The organism is Bordetella pseudohinzii (genome assembly GCF_000657795.2).
Lineage (GTDB): Bacteria > Pseudomonadota > Gammaproteobacteria > Burkholderiales > Burkholderiaceae_B > Bordetella > Bordetella pseudohinzii.
Map to the genome: position 1 here is coordinate 13,584 of NZ_JHEP02000014.1, position 23,790 is coordinate 37,373.

The window sequence follows — 23,790 nt, forward strand, 5'->3', positions numbered from 1 at the left end:
GATCTGTCTCCTCCGTCCTCAGCGCGTATCCGGGCCGCCGAGAATGGCGGTGGACTGACTGGACAGCGTGCCGCCGTTGCCATGCACCAGCGCGATGTCGGCGCCGGGCACCTGTCTTGCGCCCGCCTGGGCCCTGAGCTGGCGCACGGCCTCGATCACCAGGAAAATGCCATACATGCCGGGATGCACGCAGGACAGCCCGCCGCCATTGGTATTGACAGGCAGTCGGCCGCCCGGCGCGATCGCGCCGCCCTGCACAAAAGCCCCGCCCTCGCCTTTCCTGCAGAATCCCAGGTCCTCCAGGAAGAGCAGCGTATTGATCGTGAAGGCGTCATACAGCTCGGCCACATCCACGTCGGCCACCGTCAGGCCGGCCATCGCGAGCGCGCGCTTGCCCGACTCCGCCGCCGCGGTGACGGTCAGGTCGTCCATGGACGAAATCTGCCGGTTCCACACCGCCGTCGCGCTGCCCAGCACATACACCGGCGGCTGCTTCAGCTGGCGCGCGCGATCCGCCCGGACCAGCACATAGGCGCCGCCGCCGTCGCTCACCAGGCAGCAATCGCGCACGGTCAGCGGATCGGACACCGGACGCGAGGCCAGCACGTCGGCGATCGATAGCGGGTCGCGCATCGCCGCCTCCGGATTCAGCCGCGCCCAGGCGCGCGCGGCAACCGCCACTTCGGCCAGCTGCTCGCGCGTCGTGCCGTACTGGTGCATGTGCCGGGCGGCCGCCAGCGCGTAGGACGTCACGGGCTGCAGGGGCGAATAAGGATGTTCGAAGGGCTGGGGGTCCAGCAGCGTGCGCGCCTTCACGCCTTCTTTGCGGCCGAACACCGCCGTCTTTTGCGTGCTGCCGTAGCAGACCAGGACCGCATTGCACTGCCCGGACACCAGCGCCATCACCGAAGGCAGCAGGTGCGAGACGAAGCTGGATCCGCCCAGCATCGTGGCTTCGATGTAGCGGGGCCTCAGGCCCAGGTACTCGGCCACCGGCATGCTCCACATCGTGGCCGACGAACTGCAGGTCGCCAAGCCGTCGATGTCTCGCAGGGTCAGGCCGGCGTCCGCGACCGCGCGCGCGGCGGCCTGCGCCAGCACCTCCATTTCGGTATAGCCGTGGGCTTCGCCCAGGCCCGCCTGCCCCACCCCCGCGATGGCGACCTGTCCGCGCAGCGATTCCAGCGACATCATGCGGCCTCCGTCGGGACAAACACCAACAGCGGCAAGCCCTCGCCGCGCAGCACGCGGGCGCGGACCGGCATGCCGATGCGCAGGTCGTCGAGCGCCACACCATCAATGCGGCTCATCATGCGCACGCCTTCCTCCAGGTCGACAAGCGCCACGTTGTAGTCGCCGCCCGCATCGGGCTTGCGCCGCACGATGCTGAACGAATAGACCGTGCCCAGGCCCGACGGCTCGGTCCATGCCAGCTCCTGCGCGCCGCAGTGCATGCACAGCACGCGCGGGAAGAACTGATGCGCGCCGCAGGCCGCGCAGCGCTGGATACGGAAGCGGCCCTCGGCGAGATTCGAAAAATACTGTTCCTGCGGCCCGCGCGGCGCGCCGCCCTCCATTTCCTTCTGCATTGCCCTGTCTCCTGATTGTCCTGCGGGGCGGGCGCCCCTATTCCTCACAATTCCGAGAATGTCCGGCCTTGCGCGACCAGCCTTTCCAGCAAGGGCGCGGGACGCCACAATTCGCCGTGCGCCGCGTGGAACTGCCGTATCGTCGCCAGCACCTGGTCCAGCCCCTGCTGGTCGGCATAGAACAAGGGTCCGCCCCGGTGCACCGGGAATCCATAACCATTCACATAGATGACGTCGATGTCCGATGCGCGACGCGCAATGCCCTCTTCCAGAATGCGCGCGCCTTCATTGACCAGCGCATACATCGTGCGCTGCACAATCTCTTCATCCTCAACCACGCGGCGGGCGATGCCGTCCTCGCGCGCGCAGGTCTCGATCAGGGCCAGCACATCGGGGTCTTCCAGCGGCGTGCGGCTGCCGGGCTCATAGCGGTAGAAGCCGCTGCCCGTCTTCTGGCCAAAGCGTCCCTGCTCGCATAGCCGGTCGGCCACGCGCGAATAGCGCAGGTGCGCCGGGCGTGTGGGCGCCATGCGCTTGCGGAAGGCCCAGCTGATGTCCAGCCCCGCCATGTCGGCCATGCGCAAAGGCCCCATCGCCAGCCCGAAACGCTGCAGCGCCTCATCCACCTGCGACGGCGTCGCGCCTTCTTCTAGCAAAAAGTGCGCCTCGCGCGTATAGGGACTGACCATGCGGTTGCCGACGAAGCCGTCGCACACGCCCACCAGCACCGGCAACTTGCCGATTCTGCGCGCCAGCCGGAAGACGGCCGCCACGACATTGCCGTCGGTTTCCCGGCCTTTCACCACTTCCAGCAGGCGCATGACGTTGGCGGGGCTGAAGAAATGCATGCCCAGCACCTGCGCCGGACGCTTCGTGAACGCCGCGATTTCGTCGATGTCCAGCCGCGAGGTGTTCGACGCCAGAATCGCGCCGGGCTGGCAGATGCGGTCCAGCGCCTGGAAGATCTCGCGCTTGACGGCCATGTCCTCGAAGGCGGCCTCGATGACCAGATCGGCGTCGCGCAGCTCGTCCATCCGCAGGCTTCCGCGGATGCGCCCCTGGCGCTCTTCGACCTGCGCGGCGCTCAGCCTGCCCTTGGCCGCGGTGGCGGCGTAATTCTTCCTGATCGCGTCCCAACCGCGCGCCAGCGCCTGCGCCTCGCGCTCGACCAGCACCACTTCCAGGCCCGCATTGGCAAGACTCATGGCGATGCCGCCGCCCATGGTGCCCGCGCCCACCACGCCCACCCTGGCGATCGGCGCCTGGGCGCGCCAGTCGGGCGGCAGCTTGACGGCGGCGCGCTCGGCGAAGAAGAGATGCCGCTGCGCCTTGGACTGACTGCCGTTGACCAGTTCCAGAAAGCGCTCACGCTCGTGCGCCAGCCCATCGCCGAGCGTCGAATGGCTGGCGAAGGCCACGCAATCCACGCAGGCCAGCGGCGCCACGCAGCCGCGGTAGCGCCGCGCCGCTTCCTTCCGGGCGCGTTCGTACACCCCAGGATCGGCGGGCGCCGCCACCGGTCTTGCGCCCACGACCCGCGGCTCCAGCGGCGCATCCGCGACCGCCAGCGCATAAGCCGTCGCCCGCGCGATCAGATCCTTCGCGCAGACCTCGTCGACCAGACCCCATTCCGCCGCCAGACGGGCGTCGACAGGATCGCCGCCGCAGATCATGGACAGCGCCCGTTCGACGCCCACCAGGCGCGGCAGGCGCTGCGTGCCGCCGGCGCCGGGCAACACGCCCAGCTTCACCTCGGGCAGGCCCAGCGACGCGCCGGCCAGCACCAGGCGGTAGTGGCATCCCAGGGCCAGTTCCAGGCCGCCGCCCAGGGCGGCGCCGTGGATGGCGGCGACCACCGGCTTGGCCGCGCGCTCGATCCGGGCGATAAGCGCGCGCAGCGTCGGCTCGCGCGTCGACAGCGGCGTGTTGAATTCGCGGATCTCCGCGCCGCAGCAGAAAAAATCCCCCTCGCCCGCCAGCACCAGCGCGCGCACCGCTTCGTTGGCCAGCGCGGCGTCGATGGCCGCAAGCAGTTCACCGCGCAGCGCCGCGCTCAGGCTGTTGACCGGCGGATTGCGCAGTGTCAGCAGCGCGACGCGCCCTTCTTCCCGGAGTTCCGTTTGAATCAGCATGACCGCCTCACTCCAGTTCGACAACGGCCTGGCCTTCTTCCACCTCATCGCCTTCACCGACGAGCACGCGCGCCACCACGCCCGCGCGCTCCGCCTCCACGGGGATTTCCATCTTCATCGATTCGACCTTGGCGACGCTGTCGCCCGCCTCGATCCTTTGGCCGGGGCTGACGGTGACGGCGACCACACGGCCCACCACGGGGGTTTCCACTTTGAACATTAGCTGCTCCTGAATGTTGTCGTTACGAAGCTGTCTATATAAAGCTGTCGATACGCAGCGGCGAGGCCCTTAGGCGGCCTCGGACTGCGCTTCGTCCAGCATGCGGCCCACCATGCCGGTGCCCACGCGCCCGGCGCGAAACGCCGGGTCTTGGAGCACACGGCGCACAAAGGGGATGTTGGTCTTGACGCCTTCCACGCGGAAGCGCGCCAGCGCCGTGTCCAGCAGGTCCAGCGCCGATGCGCGCGTGGCGGCATGCGCGATCACCTTTGCCAGCATGGGGTCGTAATGGCTGGACACGCGGCAGCCTTCGGCGTAGCCGGTCTCGACGCGCACGCCGGGCATCGCGGGCGGCTGGAAGGCGCGCAGCACGCCGGGCGACGGCAGAAAGCGCACCGGGTCCTCGGCATAGACGCGCGCCTCGATGGCGTGGCCGCTCAGGGACGGCGGCCGCGGCAGCACGTCCGCCATGCGCTCGCCGGCCGCCAGCCTCAGCTGCGCGGCCACCAGGTCCACGCCGGTCACGGCTTCGGTCACCGCATGCTCGACCTGCAGGCGGGTGTTGATCTCCAGGAAGGAAAAGCCGCTGTCGGGCGTGTACAGCATCTCCACCGTGCCGATCACGTCGTAGCCCATCGTCGCCAGCATGGCCTCCAGGCGGGCGCCCATTTCCTCGATCGCCGCGCGCGGCAAGGCCGGAGCCGGGGCTTCTTCCAGCACCTTCTGGTGGCGGCGCTGTGTGGAGCAGTCGCGTTCGTACAGGCAGCGCACCTGCCCGTGGCGGTCGGCCAGGAACTGGAATTCCACGTGGCGCGGGTCGCGCAGCAGTTTTTCCAGATACAGATCCGAGCCGCCGAAGCTGCGTTCGGCGATCTGCCTGGCGCGCGTCCATTGCGCTTCCGCATCCTGCGGCCCCTCCAGGGCCAGCATGCCGATGCCGCCGCCGCCCGAGGCCGGCTTGATCAGCACCGGATAGCCCAGCTCCTGCGCGGCCTGGCGCAAGGCCGCGAGGTCATCGCCCAGCACCGCGCTGCTCGGCGCCATGGGCATGCCCAGCGCCCGCATGGCCTCGCGCGCCTGGGTCTTGTGCCCCAGCATGCGGATCCAGCGCGGCGACGGCCCGACAAAGACCAGGCCGGCATGCTCCACGGCCTCGGCGAAGGCCGCGTTCTCCGACAGAAAACCATAGCCGGGATGCAGGGCGTCCGCGCCCGTTTCGCGCGCGACACGCAGCAAGGTCTCCTGATTCAGATAGCTCTGCGTGGCGGGCGAAGCTCCGATCGGGACCGCCTGGTCGGCTTCGGACAGATACGGCAGATCACGGTCGGCCTCGGCATAGACGGCGACCGACGCTATCCCCAGGCCGCGCAAGGCGCGGATGACGCGCCGGGCGACGGCGCCGCGATTGGCTACGATGACTCGTTTCATATTGGGCTCCTGGCGTCAGGGGCGATAGCCAAAGGCGCGCGGGCCGGGTTCGCGCAGCGGCGCCGCCAGCTCCACGAATTCCTCCAGCGCCCGGCGCGTCGTGGCGGGGTCAATGATGTCCTCGACGACGAAGGCCTCGGCGCTGCGGAAAGGCGAGGTCAGGCTGCGCACGCGCGCCTCGATCTCGCGCATCTTGGCCTGCGGGTCCTCTGCGGCTTCGATCTCGGCCTTGTAGGCCACCTCCAGCCCGCCCTCCACCGGCAGCGAGCCCCATTGGGCGGACGGCCAGGCGTAGCGGAAGTTGAAGCGGCCCGCGCTCTGATGCCCGCCCGCCGCCACGCCGAAGGCCTTGCGCACGATGATCGAGCACCACGGCACCGTGGACTGGGCCACGGCCGTCAGCGCGCGCACGCCATAGCGCATGGCGCCGGCTTTCTCGGCGTTCAGCCCGATCTGGAAACCGGGCACGTCGACCAGGTTGATCACGGGCAGGTGAAAGGTCTCGGCCAGGTCGAGCAGCCGGGTGAATTTTTCGGCGGCCGGCCCGTCCCAGCCGCCGCCGTAGTGATAGGGATCGCTGCCGAATACCGCCACCGGCCAGCCGTCGATGCGGGCCAGGCCGGTGATGATGGCGCGTCCCCAGCGCTTGCCGATCTCCATGAACGACCCTTCGTCGACCAGGGTCTCCAGAATCGGCCGCATTTTGTAGACGGCCCGCGTGTCCGCGGGGATGGCGTCGCGCAGCCATTCCTGCGCGCCGGCGCGGCCCGGTTCCGCGGCCCGCGGCGGCAGCTCATGCACCGAACGCGGCAGATAGGAAAGAAAGCGGCGCACCTTGGCGAAGGCATCCTCTTCCGAGTCCGCCTCATCGTCCACCACGCCATTGCGGGTATGGATGTCGCTGCCGCCCAGCTCGTTCTTGTCGAGGTTCTGGCCGATGCGGGCCACGACGGGCGGCCCGGCGATGAAGAGCTGCGAGGTGTCGCGCACCATGACCGAGTAGTGGCTGGCCGCCACGCGGGCTGCGCCCAGGCCGGCCACCGATCCCAGCGCCAGCGAGGCGACGGGCACCGTGGCCAGGTTCTGCGCCATCAGCGGCCACATGCGCAGCTTGGGCAGCAACGTGTGGCCTTTGATTTCGATGTTGCGCACCGAGCCGCCGCCGCCCGTGCCGTCGACCAGCCGGATGAGCGGCAGGCGCAGGTCCTGCGCCATGCGTTCGGATTCGACCAGCTTGTCGCCGACCGCCCCGTCATTGGCGCCGCCGCGGACGGTGAAATCGTCGGCCGCGATGACGACCGGCCGGCCCTGCACCTTGGCGCGGCCGATCAGGAGGTTGGACGGGGTGAAGTCCGCCAGGCGGCCTTGCGCGTCATAGTCGCCGCTGCCCGCCAGGATCCCCACCTCCCGGAAGGATTCCGGATCGACCATCTTGTCTATGCGCTCGCGCACCGGCAGCTTGCCGTTCTCGCGGTGCCGGCGCACCTTCGCCTCGCCGCCCATGCGCGCCGCCAACTCCTTGCGCAACGCCAGTTCCTGCAGTTCCTTTTCCCAAGACACCTTGTGCTCCTTGCTGCCAATTGCCCACGCGGTCAGCGCCGCCGGTTCAGTCGATCTTGATGTTCGCGCGCTTGATCAGCGTTTCGTTCTGCTTGAGTTCGTCGACGATCTTCTGCCGGAACGCCTTGGGCGACTGCGTCGACGGATTGCCCTGCACCGCCAGCCGCGCGCGTACCGTCGGATCCTTGGCCGCCTCCGCGATTTCATGGTTCAGGCGCTCGACGATGGCCGGCGGGGTGCCGGCCGGCGCAAACACGCCCACCCAGAACGAGATGTCAAAACCTGGATAGCCCAGCTCGGCCACGGCGGGCACATCCGGCAGGTCATGCCAACGCTGCGCGGTGGACACGGCCAGCGCCTTCAGCTTGCCCGACTTGATGAGGGGCACGCCCGACAGGGTGTCAAAACCGAAGTCGACCTCCTTGGACAGCAACCCCGCCTCCATGGGCGCGGCCCCGCGGTAAGGCACGTGCAGCATCTGCACGTCGGACATCGTGGCCAGCTGCGCGCCGGCCAAGTGCATCAGGTTGCCGTTGCCGGCCGAACCGTAGCTGACCGTGTTGGGGTTGCGCCGCGCCAGCTCGACCAGCGACTTGACGTCCTTCACGCCAGCCACGCGCGCATTCTCGGTGTTGATGGTCAGGATGAAGGGCACGGAGACCACGGTGCTCACCGCCGCGAAGTCCTTCAGCGGGTCGTACTGCAGGTCCTTGTAAAGCAAGGGGTTGACGGTGATCGAACTGGAATTGCTGACCAGGATGGTGTAGCCGTCGGGCTTGGCCTGAGCCACCGCGCGGGCGGCGATCATGCCGTTGGCGCCCGTCCTGTTCTCCACGACAACCGTCTGGCCCATGCGATTGGCGAGCGCGTCGCCCACGATGCGCGCCACGGTGTCGATCGTGCTGCCCGGGCTGAAGCCCACGATGAACTTGACCGGGGCGTTGGGATAGTCGGCCGCGCTTGACGCCGCCGGCAACACGGCGCACCCGGCGAGCGCGCCTGCGGCCAGCCATTGTTTCACTGTCATGATGTGTCTCTTCCTTGATGGCAGGGATCCGCGCCGGGCGCTGCTTGGGCGCGCGGCTGCGGATTGCGTTGGTGGTCTACTGCGCTGCGACGGCGCCGGAGGCCTTGACGGCCTGGCCCCACTTCTCCTCTTCCTCTTTCATGAAGGCGGCGAACGCCTTCGGCGTGCTGTTGACGACTTCCCCGCCCAGCCCTTCGATGCGGGCCTGCATTTCTGGCGTGGCGACGATCTTGGACACGTCTTCATAGATGCGCTGCGCCTGCGCCTGCGGCAGAGCGGCCGGCGCCAGGATGCCGAACCAGGTGGCCGCCTCGAAGCCAGGCATGCCCGCCTCGGCGAAAGTCGGCACGTCGCGCAGCGCCTGCACCCGCTTGCCGTTGGCCACGGCCAGCGCGCGCAACTTGCCGGATTCGATCAGCGGCAGCGCCGAGGTGATGGTGGCCAGCATCATTTGCACCTGCCCGCCCGCCAGGTCCGTGAAGGCCGGCGCGTCGCCGCGGTAAGGCACATGCGTGATGTTCGACTGCGTGGCGATCTTGAAAAGCTCGCCGCTCAGATGCTGCGCCGTGCCATTGCCGGGCGAGGCAAAGTTCACCGAAGCGCCGTTCTGCTTCAGGTAGGCCAGGAATTCCGGCAGAGTCTTCGCCGGGATGGCGGGATTGATCACCAGCACCAGCGGCACCTTGGTCACCAGCGTGATCGGCGCGAAATCCTTGACGGGGTCGTAGTTGAGCTTGCTGTACAGATGGCCGCTGATCGTGTGCGCGGACGTCGTCATGAACAGCGTGTAGCCGTCGCCGCGCGCGCGGGCCACGGAGCTGGCGCCTATCGTCGTGCCGGCGCCGGCGCGGTTCTCAACGATGACCGATTGCCCCCACGACTGCGTGAGCCGCTCGGCCACGGCGCGCGCGACCACGTCCGTGGCGCCGCCGGCCGGATACGGCACGACCATGGTCACGGGTTTCGAGGGATAGGTGTCGGCGTGCGCCGTCGCCGCGAACAGCATCGCGGCGCAAGCCAGCGCGCGCAGCCAATTGCATTGCATGGGGAGGTCTCCTCTTGTCATCGATTGAAGGTTTGGTTTATTCTTGTCGTTCCGTTATACAGAACGCTTATTCTATTTTATATTTGTTCAAACCCGGGCTGTCAACGAATAAATACGCGCCGGCCGACAGCGCGAAACAGCGCCATCAAGAGAGGAATGACACTTCATGTCCGAATCATCGGAAACCCTTAAACCCATGCTGATCGGCGGCGAATGGATCGCCCAGGACGACGCCGCCTTCGACTCGGTCAACCCTGCCACCGGGGTCCGCAACTACCGGATCAGCGCGGCGTCGGACGCGCAGGTCGATCAGGCGGTGCAGGCGGCCTGGCAGGCGCAGCGCCAGCCCGCGTGGCGCGACATGCTGCCGCACCAGCGCGCCGCCATCCTGCGCCGCATTGCCGACGGCATGGACCAGAACGCAAGCTTGCTGGCGCAGCTGCAGATGATCGAGAACGGCAAGGTATGGGCCGAGTGCAAGGCGCAGGTGGCCAGCGCGGCCGCCACCTTCCGCTACTACGCCGGCGTGTGCGAAACGCTGGGCGCGGAAGTCACCCCCGCGCGCGGCAACTATCTGTCCATGACGCACTACGACCCCTACGGCGTGGTCGTGGCGATCACGCCCTGGAACTCGCCCCTGACCATGGAGGCGCAAAAGGTGGCGCCCGCGCTTGCCGCCGGCAACGCCGTCATTCTCAAACCCTCCGAAGTCACCTCGTCGCCGGCGCTGGCCCTGGGCCGCATCGCCCTGGAGGCCGGCTTGCCGCCGGGCATCCTGAATGTGGTGACCGGCCTGGGCGCCACCGTGGGACGTCGTCTGGTCGAGCACCCCGGCGTGCGCATGGTGTCCTTCACCGGAGGCACCGGCAGCGGCCGCGCCATCGCGCATGCCGCGGCGGAAAAGCTGATGCCCGTGGCGCTGGAGCTGGGCGGCAAGTCGCCGCATATCGTGTTCGCGGACGCCGACCAGGACGCCGCGATCGACGGCGTCATCGGCGGCATCTTCGAAGGCAGCGGCCAGTCCTGCGTGGCGGGCTCGCGGCTCTACGTGCAGCGCGGCATCGCCCAGGCCTTCATTGAAAAACTGGTGGCGCGCGCCGGCCGCCTGAAGGTCGATCTGCCCGACGCCGAAGGCGCGCAGATGGGCCCGATCGCGTCCTTCGGCCATCGCGAAAAGATCGAAAGCATGGTCGATGGCGCCAGGCGCGAAGGCGCCGAGGTGCTGCTGGGCGGCGCGCGCCCCGAGGGCAAGGCGCTGGAGGCTGGTGCCTTTTACCGCCCCACCATCCTGGGCGGCCTGTCGCGCGACGCCCACGTCGTGCGCGAAGAGATCTTCGGCCCGGTGCTCTGCGCCCTGATCTTCGACGACGAGGACGATCTGGTCGAGCAGGCCAATGACAGCGCCTATGGCCTGGCCTCCGGCATCTGGACGGCGGACTACCGCCGCGCCTGGCGCATCGCCCGGCGGCTGGAAGCGGGCAGCGTCTGGATCAACACCTACAAGCAGCTGTCCATCTCCACGCCCTTCGGCGGCTTCAAGCAAAGCGGCATCGGACGCGAAAAAGGCGTGAGCGGACTGCGCCTGTACCAGCAATCCAAGGGCATCTATTTCGGCATGTAGGCCGAACCGCTTTGCGCAAGATCCCTCGGGGCCGCCGGCCGCGGCCCATCCATCACTTCATCGGAGACTATCCTCATGCCTGAATTTCAACGAGCCGGCTTCATCGGCCTGGGCGTCATGGGCGAACCTATCTGCCGCAATCTGGCCGCCAAGAGCGGCCTGCCCGTGCTGGGCTGCGACAAAGACCCCGGCCCGCTGCAGCGGCTGGCCGCGCATGGCGTCAGGGCCGCGACGGCCCAGGAGATCATGCGCGATTGCGACGTGGTGTTCCTGTCCCTGCCCTCCGGCGAAATCGTGGCCCAGCTGGCCCGCGCGGCCGACGGCCTGCTGGCGAACGCGCGCGACGGCCAACTCATCGTGGACCTGAGCACCTCGCCGGTCGACCTGACCCGCGACCTGGCGGCCGAATTCGCCGCCAAGGGCGCCACCTTCATCGACGCGCCCGTGGCCCGCACGCGCGCCGCGGCCGAAGCCGGCACGCTGTCCGTCATGATCGGCGGCGACGAGCCGGTGTTTGCGCGCGTCAAGCCCCTGGTCTCGACCTTCGCCAACGAAATCACCCATTGCGGTCCCATCGGCAGCGGCCAGGTCGTGAAAATCCTCAACAACATGGTGCTGTTCGAGACCGTGCTGGCGCTGTCCGAGGCCCGCGCGATCGCGCGCCGCTCGGGCGTCGATCCGCAGGTCCTGCTGGAGACTTTCACGCGCGGTTCGGCGGATAGCTTCGCGTTGCGCAACCACGGCTTAAAGGCTATTCTTCCCGCAGACTTTCCGGAAAAAGCCTTTCCTGTGGACTACGCCCGCAAAGATCTGCGCTACGCGCTGGCGCTGGCGGAACAGACCGGCGTGCAGGCGCTGGGGGCCCGCAACGTGGACCACTGGTTCGAAGCGGCGCTCGCCCAGGGGCATGGCAACCGCTATTTCCCGGTCATCAGCCGGGTGATCGATCCGGAGTCGGGAACCCCCGCCTAATCACCCCCTACCATTCCCATGAGTCGTACCCCTACTCAGGACCATTCCACCGACGGCGTCGCCGCCGTCGAACGCGCCCTGACCATCGTCAGCGCCGTCGCGCAACGCACCGATCCCATCACGCTTGCCGATCTTTCCCGGGCCACGGGGTTTTACAAGAGCACGCTCTTGCGGCTCATCGCTTCACTGGAAAAGGCCGCCCTGGTGGTGCGGCGCGCCGACGGGCGCTACGCCCTCGGCCCCTATGCCCACCACCTGGGCCGCGCCTACGAAGCCACCTACCGCCTGACCGAAACCATCCTGCCGCTTCTGCAAGGGCTGGTCGACAAAGGCACGGAGAGCGCATCCTTTCATGCCTACCACGACGCGCGGACGCGCGTCTGCCTGCTGCGGGTGGATTCCCACCACTCCACGCTGGACCGCATCCGCGTCGGCGACCTCCTGCCGCTGGACAAAGGCGCGGCCGGCAAGCTGCTGACGGCCTATCTGGTCGACGGCGCATCCCCCCCCGAGGCCGGCCTGATGCTCACTTCCATGGGCGAGCGCGACCCGAACTGCGCCGCCGTGGCCAGCCCGGTGTTCGGCCCCGACGGCGACCTCTGCGGCGCCATCTCCCTGTCGGGCCCGAAAGAACGCTTTTCGGCGGCCGCCGTCAAGAAAATGGGCAAGCTCGTCCAGGATGCCGCCGCCGAGGCCACCCGCGCCCTGGGGGGCCGCTGGCCGTCCGGCAAATAGCCGTAAAACGGGCGGGTAAACGGCAAGCCGCGGCAAGACGCCCGCGACGGCGCCCGGATCCAGGAAGTGGCTTGCCGCGGCCCATGGGGCCATAGTGGATAGAATAGCGTTATCGCGGTGCGCGGCCGATTCCTCGCGCATCCGGGCAACAGGCGATACCACGGCTTTTCCAGACTACCAATGTCCCATTCGGGCGCATGATGTTCAGGAGAAAGAAAGATGGTCGACCGACGCGATTTTCTAAAGATTTCCGGGCATCTTGCGGGTGCCGCCATGCTGGGCGGCGCAGCGTGGCGCGCCGGCGCGGCCGAGGCCGAGGATGTCTCATATCTTCCGGCCACCGAACTGATCGCCCGATTCCGCTCCCGCCAGCTATCGCCGGTCGAGGTGCTGGAGGCGCAGATCCGCCGTATCGAGGCGCTGGATGGCAAGGTCGACAGCATCACGGTGAGGTTCTTTGACCAAGCGCGGCGGGCCGCGCGCGAGTCGGAGGCGCGCTACAAGGCGGGCAATCCGCGCCCGCTGGACGGCATTACCGTCGCGGTCAAGGACGAATATGACGTCAAGGGCTGGCGCACCACCATGGGCTCGATGCTGCTCAAGGACGCCCCGGTGGCGGCCGAAGACGGCCCGGTGATCGAGCGCCTGCGCGCCGCCGGCGCCATCTTCCATATCCAGACGACCGCGCCCGAGTTTTATGTCTGGATGACGACCGCCACCAAGCTCTGGGGCACGACGCGCAACCCCTGGAATCTCGCCTACACCCCTGGCGGTTCGTCGGGCGGTTCCGGCGCGGCGCTGGCCGCCGGCTTCACCACCCTCGCGCTTGGCTCCGATATGGGCGGCTCGATACGCATTCCATCATCGCAATGCGGCCTGTACGGCTTCAAGCCGCCATTCGGGCGGGTGCCGACAAGCGAAGTGCCCTATGAATCCGAAGGGCCGATGGCGCGCACCTTCGACGACCTGAACCTGTTCAGCGAGGCGATGGCCGGCCCCCACCCGCTCGTGCATTCCTCGATCCGCCCGAGGCTGCACTACCCGCCGCAATACGCTCCGGTCACCGGCTGGAAAATCGCCTACGATCCCATGCCCAAGCTCACGCCGCTCGATCCGGCCGTGGCGGCGGGCATGGCGCGAGCGGTCGAATCGCTGCGCCGCGCCGGCGTGACCGTGGACACCGTGGACGTCGGCTTCAACTCGGACGACATGGACACCTATATCACCGGCCTGATGTCGAGCAGCATGGGCGGCCTGATGGTGGACGCGCTCAAGGCCCCCGACCAACTCATGCCCTATACGCGCCATATGTTCGAGACCTTGAAGAGCAAGGTCGGCCCCGACGCCCTGGTCCGCAATGAAGAACTGCTCAACGCCTACCAGCGCCGCGTGCAGGAGACCGTGTTCACCAAGGGATACCGGGCGCTGATCATGCCGACCCTGGGCACGCCGCTGATTCCCGCCGAACATGGCTTGAAACCGACCACCGACACGGCAAGACTGGGCGGCCGGGACGTCACCGGGCTCAAATTCGCCCAGACCTGGGTGTGGAACATGCTGGGCCTCTACCCGGTCGTGTCGGCGCCCATCGGCCTGGGGCCCGGCAATATGCCGATGGGGATGCAGATCATCGCCGACACCTATGACGATCTCACCGCCTTTCAGCTCGCCTCGGCCTATTCGCGCGTGGCGCCGCCGCTGTACACCGGCACGGCGTTTCCGGATTTCCGGCGGCAGGCGGTCTAGCCAACACGAAGCCCCGCGCTCCGCGCGGGCTGGAGGCAGGCCCGCCTACGCCCCCTGCAGCAGCAAGACCACGCCATGCAGGGCCAGGCCGATCAGGCCGCCGACCAGGGTGCCGTTGAAGCGCACGTATTGCAGGTCGCGGCCGACGTTGAGTTCCAGCTCGTCGACCAGATGGCGCTCGTCCCAGTTCTTGACGGTGCGCGCGATGTGTTCGGTGACGCCGGCGCGCAGGCGGCCGGTCAGGCGGCGCGCCGCGCCGAGGATATGGGCGTTGAGCGCGGCGCGCACGTTCTCGTCGCGGCCGAGCTTGGCCGCCAGGCCGGCCAGGGCGGCCTCCAGGTGGCGCGCCAAGGCGGAGTCATCGCGTGAGAGGTCGCGCCGCAAGGCGCCGTGGATGTCGTCCCAGAGCGTCTGCACATAGGTCTGCACGCGCGGTTCGGCCAGCAGTTTTTCCTTGAGCAGGCGCACTTGCTCGCCTACTTCGGGGTCGTCGCGCAGGCGCGCGATGTAGTCGGCGATCCATTGTTCGTAATCCTGGCGCACCGGGTGGCCGGGTTCGGCCAGCACGTCGCGCAGTTCGTCCATGAGGGCCCGCGCCAGGCGGTCCGCGAGGTTGTCGGCCATGTTGTCGACCGAGGCCACGAGGTCGACGGTGGCGATGATGCGCGGCCATTCCTTGCGCGCGAACCGGACCAGCAGGTCCGAGGCGCGGGCCTTGACCTCTTCCTGGGAGAGATAGCCCGCCAGCCGTTCAAGGGCCGCGTCCAGCAATTCCTGGTGGCGGCCATCGCGGGTCAGCAGCGTCAGGAGTTCGCCGGCGGTCTGGGCGGCGTCCCAGCGGCGCACCGCGTCTTCGACAAAGTCGCGGATGGCCCGCCGCACGGCCTGTTCGTCCAGCAGTTCGAGCATCTGCAAGGCGGTCTGGCGCGCGCCCTGGGCCAACGCGCGCGCCTGGGCCGGACGCGCCAGCCAGCGCGCCAGGCGCGCGGCGGGGTCGAAGACCCGCAGGCGGTCCAGCAGGGTGTCCGGATCGAGGAAATGGTCGCGCACGAAGACGGCCAGGTTTTCGCCGATGCGGTCTTTGCTGTTGGGAATGATGGCGGTATGCGGAATGGGCAGGCCCAAGGGCCGGCGGAACAGGGCCACCACGGCAAACCAGTCGGCCAGCGCGCCCACCGTGGCCGCCTCGCAGAAGGCCCGCACCCAGGCCCAGGCGCCCTGCCCGCCCATGAGGTGGCTGGTCACGAAGCCGGCCACCATCATGAGGAGCAGGACCAGGGCCCAGCGTTTCATGCGGACCAGTTGGCGGCGGCGGAATTCGGGCGCGGAGAGGGTCTCGGACATGGCAAGACGGCGTGGAGCGACACCCAGAGCGTACACGACCCCGGGGATCGACAGACGCCGGGGCGCGCACCATAATGCCCGCAGCACCCGCCACAGGAGACGCGGCATGCCCGCCAAACGCTATCTGGACGACCTCGCCGTGGGAGATAGTTTCATCAGCGGCGAATACACCATCACGCGCGCCGAGATCATCGACTTCGCGCAGCGCTACGATCCCCAGCCCTTTCATCTGAGCGAAGAAGCCGCGCGCCAGTCCCTGTTCGGCGGCCTGGCGGCCAGCGGCTGGCATACGGCGGCGGTCAGCATGCGCCTGCTGGTGCAAAGCCTGCCGCTGGCCGGCGGCGTCATCGGCGCGGGCGGTGAAATCAGCTGGCCGCGCCCCACCCGCCCCGGCGATGTGCTGCGCGTGCGCAGCGAGATCATGCAGATCATGCCCTCGCGCTCCAAGCCAGACCGCGCCATCGTGCTGCTGCAAAGCGAAACCCTGAACCAGAACGCCGAGGTCGCGCAGCGCTTTGTGTCCAAGCTGGTGGTGTTCCGCCGGCCGGGCTAGCCGCCGGGCAAGGCCCACCAATCCGGCAGGAGCCGGCGCACGCGCGTCCAGCGGTAGCGGTCGTCGATCAGATGCACGCTGCCCTGGTCGGTCTCGGCGCGGATCACGCGGCCGGCCGCCTGCACCACTTTGCGCAGCCCGGGATAGAGATAGATGTAGTCGTAAGCCTGTTCGGCGCCGAAGCGCCGCGCCATGAGGCGCATCATGGCCTCGTTGACCGGGTTGAGCTGGGGCAGGCCCAGGGTGGCGATGAAGGCGCCCACCAGGCGCTGGCCCGGCAGGTCCACGCCCTCGGAGAAGGCGCCGCCCAGCACGGCGAAGCCCACGCCCTGGCCGCCCTCGACGAAGCGGGCCAGGAAGTCCTCGCGCTCGCCCTCGCCCATGCCCGGGGTCTGGCTCCAGACGGGCAGGCCCGGATGGTGGCGCGCCAGCCACTCGGCCACCTGGCGCGCATAGTCGAAGCTGCTCAGGAAGGCCAGGTAATTGCCGGGCCGCTCGCGGTATTGGCGGGCGATGATGGCGCCGATGGGCGCCACCGAGCGCTGGCGGTCCCGAAAGCGCGTGGACACATGCCCGGCCACGGTCACGGCCAGCTGTTCGGCCTGGAAAGGCGCGGGCACGTCCACCCAGGCCGTGGCCGCCGGCAGCCCCAGCATGTCGCGGTAGAAGCGCTCGGGACGCAGCGTGCCGGAGAACATCACCGTGCAATGCGCGCCCGCGTGGCGCGGCGCCAGGAAATTCGCCGGCACCACATTGCGCAGGCTCAGCTCGCTGTCCTCGCCCTCGCGCCGCAGATCGGCCAGGCTGTGGTCGCCGAACTGTTCGGCCAGGCGCGTGAACCGCAAGGCCTCGAAGTAGAAGGCCAACAGCGCGTCGTCGGCCGGCAGCGCCTGGGCCGCCCGGGCCTGGTGGTCGGCCACGGCCTGCACCAGTTTCTGCAGCGCGGCCAGCACGCCCGCGGGCACGCTGTCATGCACCGTGTAGTCCTCCTCGGCCTTGCGCGCCAGCGCCCGCCAGGCGCGCTTCAGGCCGTCCAGCGCGGCGCGCAAGGGCTGGGGCGCGACCCGGCGCGCGGCGCTCAGCGCCGACAGGCGCAGGCGGGCGCTATACATGGCGCGGGCGCGCTCGACCAGGTTGTGCGCCTCGTCCACCAGCACCGCCACCCGCCATTGGCAAGCCTGCGCCAGCATATGGAGCAAACCGTTGGCGTCGTAGTAGTAGTTGTAGTCGCCGATCACCACATCGGCCCAGCGGGCCATTTCCTGGTTGAGGAAGTAGGGGCAGAGGGCATGCTCGCGCGCCGCGCGGGCCAGCGCCGGCTGGGAATAATCGCCCGCGGCCTCCAGGGCTGCGCGCGCCGCCGGCAGCCGGTCATAGAAGCCGCGCGCCAGCGGGCAGGATTCGCCGTGGCAATGCTTGTCGGGATGCAGGCAGGCCTTGTCGCGCGCCAGCATCTCGACAACGCGCAGGCCGGGCGGCAATTGCGCCAGGGCGCGCAGGGCCAGCGCGCGGCCCGAGCCTTTGGCGGTGAGAAAGAACACCTTGTCCAGGCCCTGGGCCGCGCAGGCCTTCAAGGCCGGAAACAGCGTGCCCAGGGTCTTGCCGATGCCGGTGGGCGCCTGGGCCAGCAGGGCCCGGCCGTCGCGCGCGGCCCGGAACACGGCCACGGCCAGCTCGCGCTGCCCCGGCCGGAAATCGCCATGCGGAAAACGCATCGCCGACAGCGCGGCGTCGCGGGCGCGCCGGTGCAGGGCCTGGCGCCGGGCCCATTGCGCATAGGCATCGCAGGCCTGGCGAAAATGCTCGGCCAACGCCTCGGCGTCCTGCCACTCGGTCAGAGCCGTCTCGTCCAGCGTCTGGACATCGACATAGATGAGCGCCAGCGTCAGCCCCGGCAGGCCGCGCGCCTGGCATATCAGGTGGCCGTAGACGCGCGCCTGCGCCCAGTGCAGCGCGCGCTGGTTCTCGCCCATGGCGGCCAGATCGCCGCGGTAGGTCTTGATTTCTTCGAGGCGGGCCAGGCGGGCATCGAAGCCGTCGGCGCGCCCGCGCACGGTGAGCTCGCCATGCGCGCCGGACAGGGGGACCTCGCTCTCATAGCCGTCGCCGCGCCGTTCGGCCACGGCGGCATGCCCGGCCATGCCCTCCTGCGCGCTGGGCGCGGGCGTGAAGCGCAAGTCCAGGTCGCCGCGCTTGGCGCTGAATTCGCACAAGGCGCGCACGGCCACCGTCAATCGCATGCCCAGCTCACATAGCACACGCGCGCGGCGATGCCATGGCGCGCGCAATAGCGCAGCCAGGCGATCTGGTTGTCCTGCAGGCGGTCGCCCGGCCCCTTGACCTCGATGAATTCATAGCGGCGCTGCGCGGGCCAGAAACGGACCAGGTCCGGCAGGCCGCTGCGATGCGCCTTCAGGTCGGCCAGCAGGCGTTCGAACAGGCGGCGCAAATCCGCCGCCGGCAGGCAGCCCAGCGCCTGCTCCAGCAGTTCGGGGCCCAGCATGCCCCAGTGCACAAAGGGCGATTGCAGCCCCTGCTTGGCCGCGTAGCGCTCGCGGATCACGGCGCGGTAGCTGCCGTCGTCCAGCCGCGCCAGGCAGGCCTGGAACAGCGCGGCGCGCCGCGCCACGAAATCCGGCGTGTCGAGGTCGGCCGGGCCGCGCTGGAAGGGATGGAAAAACGCCCCCGGCAGCGGCGCGAAAATGGCCTCCCAGCACAAGAGCCCGAACAAGGCATTGACCAGGCCGCTCTCCACATAGTGCACCGGGCCGTCCGGGCTGCCGTAATGGTCGCGCACGACAAACTCCACCGGCCGGGCCTCGGCTGGCGGCGCCAGGCGGAGATGCTCGCTGACGAGCGCCGGCGCGGACGGGCGGCGCGGGGCGTCCAGGCCCAGCTGCCGCCGCAGGCGCGGCAGCATGCGCGCCAGGCGCTGGCTCTCGCCCTCGTCTTCGGGCTGCTCGGCCGCCCGCAGCGCCAGGGCGTAGGCTTCTTCGGGGCGGCCCTGCTGCTCCAGCACCCGCATCAGGCGGTGGCGCGCGCCGCGATAGTCGCACGCCCGGTAAGCCGCCTGCGCGCCGTCCCAGTCGCGCAGGCGCTCGCAGGCCTGGCCGATACGCATCAGCAGCTTGGCGCGCCGCGCCATCAGCCAGGGGTTGGCGCTGGCGGCCGCGCGGACCGCTTCGCGCAAGGCCGCGTCGGGGCCGGCCTCCTCGAGCTGTTCGCGCCAGCCGTGCAGGCGCAGATAATCCTCCACGTCGGCGCGGTGCTGGAAGGCGCGCGAATCGCGCGAAAAGTCCACGCGCTCGTACTGGAAGATGCCCAGGTCGGCCAGGACCAGTTCGTCCCATTGCTGGCGCAGATTGCCGAAGAACATCAGGCGCAGACGCTGGCAGACCGCGTCCACCCTCACCTGCCAGACCGCCTCGGCGGCCTGCGGCCACCAATCGCGGTGCGGCCGGGGGCCGGCGGCGTCCAGAGCCTGCAGCAGCGCCTCCTTGCGCAGCGCCGGCGCCAGCCCGGCCAGACGGGCCAGCTCGGCCTTGGTGTACAGCCGGCCCAGATCCTGGGCCGAGAGCTCGGGATTGGCGCTCAGCCAGCCCAGCGCCAGGAGCGGCGCGGCGGCCGCGGCGATATCGCCGATCTCGTCATAGGCCAGCTTGCTGGCGCGAAACAGGCCGCCCTTGCGCGCCAGCAGGCGCACCAGCAAGGCTTGCGAGGCCTGAGGCAGGCCGGAAAACCGGGTCAGAAAAGCGCGCTCTTCGGCGTCCAGCAGGTCGTCGTAGCGCTGCGCCACCCAGGCCAGCGCGCGCTGGAAGTTATGCAGGTAGTAATAGCGATGCGCAGGCAACATCGGAAACGCGGATGGCTGTATGGATATACAGCGGCATCATACCAGCAGCGTCGCCCGCTGCGGCAGCGGGATCTCCTCGTCGGGCTGGTCGCTGTCCGGATCGACCGGGATGTCCCCGGGCTCCGGCCCCGGGTCCTGCGGCGCGGGCCGGGGCGGCGTATGCAATAGACGGTGTCTCATGAGGCCTCCTGCCGGGGCCATCGCGCTGGCCGGGCCTGGCCCGCCAGCGCGGCGGCGCTCAGAACAGCGACGAGCGCGCGTTCTTGGCGCGCGGCTGGGGCTGCGCGCCATCGGCCCAGTTGGACTCGGTCTGCTCATCGGCCGAGGGCAGCCGCTCGATCAGGGCTTCGTTGGGGTCGCGCGAGATCTTGGGCGGGAAGTTGGGAACGTCCACCAGGCTGGTCGGCGGCAATACCTTGGCGTTGATGCTGACATGCCGGGCCGGATTGTCGGGTGCCGCCACCGCGTCTGCCTGTCGATCGGCCGCGCGGGACTCGATGTTGGCGGGATGGCGGCCTGCGGCCGCCGGCTTGTCGGCACGGGTATTCATGACTGCTCCTGTTTGTGGGCGCCCGATGGGCGCCGGCCATTCAGAACCTGCTCGGCGTCACGCCAGCATGACTGCGCCGGGCCGGATTGACAACTGCTGTCACCCCCAAGGCCCCGATGCTGACGTCACCCTGAATCTCTCTTTTACCCCGAAACGCCGGGATTTTCCGACACGGAATGTTTCAAATTGACCGGCTTTCTGGACGCCCTCTTGCGTCCCGCGTATGGTGAAACGACGCACGCTGTGAGCAGACCCAGGTCGACGACCCCGCCCCCGAACCGCCCGCCCGGCCCAGGAGGACCGCCATGCCCGACCGTATCGGCAAGATCGTCATCACGCATCCGGACCGCATCGTGCTGCGCGCGCCCGACACCCGCAAGCTGGACCTGGCGCGCTACTACGAGGCCATCGGCCCGCGCATCCTGCCGCATCTGCAGAAGCGCCGCGTCGCCCTGCTGCGCTATCCGGACGGTGCCGACAAGCCGGGTTTTTTCCAGAAGCACATCACCACCGATCTGCCCAAGGGCGTGAGCCGCGATGCCGCCGGCGACCTGACCATAGACAGCCTGGAGGGCCTGATCGCGCTGGTGCAGTGGGGCGTGATCGAGCTGCATACCTGGGGCTCGCGCGCGCCCAAGACCGAGGCGCCGGACCGCCTGACACTGGACCTGGATCCCGGCGAGGGCGTGGATTGGCGCGCCATCGTCGAAGGCGCCCAGCTGGCGCGCGGGCTCATGCAGGAAGTCGGCCTGGTGCCCTTTCTGAAATCCACCGGCGGCAAGGGGCTGCACCTGGTGGCGCCGCTCAAGCCCGCCGCCGGCTGGGACGACGTCAAGGCCCTGGCTCATGGCCTGGCGATGCGGCTGGAGACCGTGCTGCCCGAGCGCTTCGTCGCCAACATGGCCAAGGCCAAGCGGCGCGGCCGCATCTTCGTGGACTATCTGCGCAACGGCAACGGCGCGACCGCGATCGCGGCCTTTTCGGTGCGTGGGCGCGTCGGGGGGCCGGTATCCATGCCCCTGCCCTGGGACTTGCTGGACACCGGCGAGGATTTGCGCGGGCCGGCCTTCAATCTGCGCAATGCGCGCCAATGGGCCGAGGCCCATCCCGACCCCTGGGCCGACTATGCCGCCAGCCGCCGCCAGGTCGGCCCGCGCATGCTGGCCCGCCTGGGCCTGGCGCCCTCGGAACCCTGAATCGCCTCAGGGCACGAGCCGCTGGCGGCGCAGGCGCAAGGCATTGGCGATGACGCTCACCGATGACAGCGTCATGGCCAGCGCGGCCCATACCGGCGAGAGCAGCAGGCCGAAGAAGGGATAGAGCAGGCCTGCGGCCAAGGGGATGCCGACGGCGTTGTACACAAAGGCGAAGAACAGATTCTGGCGGATATTGCGCATGGTCGCGCGGGCCACCATGCGCGCCCGCGCGATCCCCATCAGATCGCCCTTGAGCAAGGTGATGCCGGCGCTTTCCATCGCCACATCGGTGCCGCCGCCCATGGCGATGCCCACATCGGCCTGCGCCAGCGCGGGCGCATCGTTGATGCCGTCGCCGGCCATGGCGACCACATGCTTCTGCCTCTGCCAATGGCGCACGATGGCCGCCTTGTCCTTGGGCAGCACCTCGGCCTGCACGGTGGCGATCCCGAGTTCGGCGGCCACCGCCTGCGCGGCGGCGCGCCCGTCGCCCGTCACCATGACCACCTGGATGCCGGCCTCGCGCAAGGCGGCCAGGGCCGGCGGCGTGGAAGCCTTGACCGCGTCGGCGATGGTCACATTGCCCGTGTAGCGGCCGTCGCGCGCCCCATGCAGCACCGTCGCATGGCCCGCTTCGTCCTGCCCCTCGGGCAGGACCACGCCGCGCGCCTTCAGAAAACGCCGGCTGCCGCAGAGGATGCGGCGCCCGCGCACCTCGCCCTCCACCCCCAGGCCGGCCCAGGCATGGAAATCCTCCACCGGCCACAGCCCGGTCCCGCGCTCGCGGGCCTCGGCCACAAGCGCCGCGGCCAGGGGATGCTCGCTGGCCCGCTCGACGCTGGCCAGCTCGGCCAGCACCTGCCCGGCCTCTTCGCCGGCGGCGGTATGAAGCTCCAGCACGCGCGGCCGGCCCTCGGTCAAGGTGCCTGTCTTGTCGACCAGCACCACATCGACCTGGGCCATTTTCTCCAGCACCGCGGCGTCGCGCACCAGCACCCCCATGCTGGCGGCCCGCCCCACCCCCACCATGATGGACATGGGCGTGGCCAGGCCAAGCGCGCAGGGGCAGGCGATGATGAGCACCGACACCAGGGCGATCAAGGCATGGCTGAACGCCGGCGCCGGGCCCAGGAAAAACCAGGCGGCGAAGGCCAGCGCGCCGGCCAGCAAGACCAGCGGCACGAAACGGCTGGCCACCATGTCGGCCTGGCGCTGCACCGGGGCGCGGCTGCGCTGGGCCTGGGCGACGAGCCGCACGATTTGCGACAGCAGCGTGTCGGCGCCGACGCGCTCGGCGCGCATCAAGAGCGCCCCCGTCTGGTTGACGGTGCCCGCCGTCAGCGGCTGGCCTTCGCGCTTGGGCACCGGCGCGGGCTCGCCGCTGACCATGGCTTCGTCGACCGTGCTGCGGCCTTCGATGACCACGCCGTCGACCGGGATTTTCTCTCCGGGACGCACACGCAGCACATCGCCCGCCACCACCTCGTCCAGCGGCACCTCGCGCTCATCGCCATCGGGCTGGCGCCGGACCGCCGTCTTGGGCGCCAGGTCGAGCAAGGCGCGGATCGCGCCCGAGGTGCGCTCGCGCGCCCGCAGCTCCAGCAGCTGCCCCAGCAGCACCAGCACGGTGATGACGGCCGCCGCCTCGAAATAGACCGCCACCGCGCCCTGGGGCCGGAACACCGGCGGGAACATCCCCGGCGCGAACGTGGCCACCATGCTGTAGAGCCAGGCCACCCCCGTCCCCATGCCGATCAGGGTGAACATATTGGGGCTGCGCTGGAGCAGCGAGTCCCAGGCGCGGACCAGGAAGGGCCAGCCCGCCCACAGCACCACGGGCGTGGCCAGGATGGCCTGCGCCAGATTGCCCGTCTGGGCGGCAAACGGCGGATGCCAGCCGAACAGGTGGCCGCCCATCTCCAGCAGGAAAATCGGCAGGGTCAGGATGAGGCCAATCCAGAATCGCCGGGTGAAATCCCGCAGTTCGGGGTTGGCCTCCTGGCCGCTGCTGGCGATCAAAGGCTCCAGGGCCATGCCGCATATCGGGCAGTGCCCCGGCCCCTGGCGCCGGATCTGCGGGTGCATGGGGCAGGTGTAGACGCCCGCCGCCATGGCCTGCGCCGCGCCGGCCGGGCCATGGTCATGGCCATGGTGATGGCTGTCGTGGTCGTGGTCCTGCTTGCCGGCTTGCGCCATGCGCGCTCTCCCTCTTTGGCCTT

General features: G+C 69.3%; 20 protein-coding genes. 6 read left to right on the plus strand and 14 right to left on the minus strand.

The window, feature by feature from the left end; all coding sequences use genetic code 11:
* Positions 1-18: 18 nt before the first annotated feature.
* The 8 genes from L540_RS16715 to L540_RS16750 all read right to left on the minus strand — a co-directional run bounded on the left by L540_RS16715 (position 19) and on the right by L540_RS16750 (position 9,001).
* Positions 19-1,191, minus strand: coding sequence for a thiolase (locus tag L540_RS16715; protein ID WP_043208258.1), 1,173 nt, complete (start codon positions 1,189-1,191; stop codon positions 19-21).
* The gene (locus tag L540_RS16720; RefSeq protein ID WP_109842566.1) at positions 1,191-1,589 is read right to left on the minus strand and encodes a Zn-ribbon domain-containing OB-fold protein; all 399 of its coding nucleotides are present in this window, start codon (positions 1,587-1,589) and stop codon (positions 1,191-1,193) included. Before L540_RS16720 ends, L540_RS16715 begins: the two co-directional genes overlap by 1 nt.
* A 44-nt stretch (positions 1,590-1,633) precedes the next feature.
* On the minus strand, positions 1,634-3,721 hold the full coding sequence (locus tag L540_RS16725; RefSeq protein WP_048026555.1) for a 3-hydroxyacyl-CoA dehydrogenase NAD-binding domain-containing protein: 2,088 nt from the start codon (positions 3,719-3,721) through the stop codon (positions 1,634-1,636).
* 7 nt (positions 3,722-3,728) lie between these two features.
* The gene (locus L540_RS16730; RefSeq protein WP_043208148.1) at positions 3,729-3,941 is read right to left on the minus strand and encodes an acyl-CoA carboxylase biotin carboxyl carrier protein subunit; all 213 of its coding nucleotides are present in this window, start codon (positions 3,939-3,941) and stop codon (positions 3,729-3,731) included.
* Between the two features lie 69 nt (positions 3,942-4,010).
* Positions 4,011-5,369: an acetyl-CoA carboxylase biotin carboxylase subunit gene (locus L540_RS16735; RefSeq protein ID WP_043208146.1), complete on the minus strand. Its 1,359-nt coding sequence runs from the start codon at positions 5,367-5,369 to the stop codon at positions 4,011-4,013.
* Between the two features lie 15 nt (positions 5,370-5,384).
* The gene (locus L540_RS16740) at positions 5,385-6,872 is read right to left on the minus strand and encodes an acyl-CoA carboxylase subunit beta (RefSeq protein ID WP_372433002.1); all 1,488 of its coding nucleotides are present in this window, start codon (positions 6,870-6,872) and stop codon (positions 5,385-5,387) included.
* Positions 6,873-6,975: 103 nt separating this feature from the next.
* Positions 6,976-7,956, minus strand: coding sequence for a Bug family tripartite tricarboxylate transporter substrate binding protein (locus L540_RS16745; RefSeq protein ID WP_043208142.1), 981 nt, complete (start codon positions 7,954-7,956; stop codon positions 6,976-6,978).
* A gap of 76 nt (positions 7,957-8,032) precedes the next feature.
* Complete coding sequence (locus L540_RS16750; RefSeq protein WP_043208140.1) at positions 8,033-9,001, minus strand: tripartite tricarboxylate transporter substrate binding protein; 969 nt, start codon at positions 8,999-9,001, stop codon at positions 8,033-8,035.
* A 166-nt stretch (positions 9,002-9,167) separates the two neighbouring features.
* On the opposite strand from L540_RS16750, the gene L540_RS16755 reads away from it, so the two are divergent.
* The 4 genes from L540_RS16755 (at position 9,168) to L540_RS16770 (ending at position 14,075) form a co-directional block, all read left to right on the plus strand.
* A complete protein-coding gene (locus tag L540_RS16755) occupies positions 9,168-10,622 on the plus strand; it encodes an aldehyde dehydrogenase (protein ID WP_043208138.1) in 1,455 nt (484 codons plus the stop codon).
* Positions 10,623-10,697: 75 nt separating this feature from the next.
* Entirely contained in the window at positions 10,698-11,594 is an 897-nt protein-coding gene (locus L540_RS16760; protein ID WP_043208135.1) for an NAD(P)-dependent oxidoreductase, read from the plus strand.
* Between the two features lie 18 nt (positions 11,595-11,612).
* On the plus strand, positions 11,613-12,329 hold the full coding sequence (locus L540_RS16765) for an IclR family transcriptional regulator (protein ID WP_043208133.1): 717 nt from the start codon (positions 11,613-11,615) through the stop codon (positions 12,327-12,329).
* A 219-nt stretch (positions 12,330-12,548) separates the two neighbouring features.
* Entirely contained in the window at positions 12,549-14,075 is a 1,527-nt protein-coding gene (locus L540_RS16770; protein WP_043208131.1) for an amidase, read from the plus strand.
* A 45-nt stretch (positions 14,076-14,120) separates the two neighbouring features.
* Here L540_RS16770 and L540_RS16775 read toward each other — a convergent pair whose 3' ends face one another.
* Positions 14,121-15,419 (minus strand): DUF445 domain-containing protein, encoded by a 1,299-nt coding sequence (locus L540_RS16775; protein WP_043208128.1) that lies wholly within the window; start codon positions 15,417-15,419, stop codon positions 14,121-14,123.
* A 106-nt stretch (positions 15,420-15,525) separates the two neighbouring features.
* Between L540_RS16775 and L540_RS16780 the strand changes: the two genes are divergently transcribed.
* Positions 15,526-15,972, plus strand: coding sequence for a MaoC family dehydratase (locus tag L540_RS16780; protein WP_043208125.1), 447 nt, complete (start codon positions 15,526-15,528; stop codon positions 15,970-15,972).
* Here the strand turns inward: L540_RS16780 and L540_RS16785 are convergent.
* The 4 genes from L540_RS16785 to L540_RS16795 are packed head-to-tail and all read right to left on the minus strand — an operon-like array spanning position 15,969 to position 20,375.
* Positions 15,969-18,212 (minus strand): ATP-dependent DNA helicase, encoded by a 2,244-nt coding sequence (locus L540_RS16785; RefSeq protein ID WP_043208122.1) that lies wholly within the window; start codon positions 18,210-18,212, stop codon positions 15,969-15,971. The genes L540_RS16780 and L540_RS16785 overlap by 4 nt on opposite strands.
* Positions 18,203-19,825 (minus strand): VRR-NUC domain-containing protein, encoded by a 1,623-nt coding sequence (locus L540_RS16790; RefSeq protein ID WP_043208120.1) that lies wholly within the window; start codon positions 19,823-19,825, stop codon positions 18,203-18,205. Before L540_RS16790 ends, L540_RS16785 begins: the two co-directional genes overlap by 10 nt.
* 36 nt (positions 19,826-19,861) lie before the next feature.
* Positions 19,862-20,005: a hypothetical protein gene (locus tag L540_RS21910; RefSeq protein WP_165590429.1), complete on the minus strand. Its 144-nt coding sequence runs from the start codon at positions 20,003-20,005 to the stop codon at positions 19,862-19,864.
* A gap of 58 nt (positions 20,006-20,063) precedes the next feature.
* Positions 20,064-20,375 carry a hypothetical protein gene (locus L540_RS16795; RefSeq protein ID WP_043208119.1) on the minus strand — a complete coding sequence of 104 codons (312 nt, stop codon included), beginning with the start codon at positions 20,373-20,375 and terminating at the stop codon, positions 20,064-20,066.
* A gap of 305 nt (positions 20,376-20,680) precedes the next feature.
* Here L540_RS16795 and ligD point away from each other — a divergent pair, with 305 nt between their 5' ends.
* A complete protein-coding gene (gene ligD, locus L540_RS16800; RefSeq protein ID WP_048026557.1) occupies positions 20,681-21,571 on the plus strand; it encodes a non-homologous end-joining DNA ligase in 891 nt (296 codons plus the stop codon).
* A 6-nt stretch (positions 21,572-21,577) separates the two neighbouring features.
* On the opposite strand, the gene L540_RS16805 is transcribed toward ligD, so the two are convergent.
* The gene (locus L540_RS16805; protein ID WP_197085665.1) at positions 21,578-23,767 is read right to left on the minus strand and encodes a copper-transporting P-type ATPase; all 2,190 of its coding nucleotides are present in this window, start codon (positions 23,765-23,767) and stop codon (positions 21,578-21,580) included.
* Between the last annotated feature and the right edge of the window lie 23 nt (positions 23,768-23,790).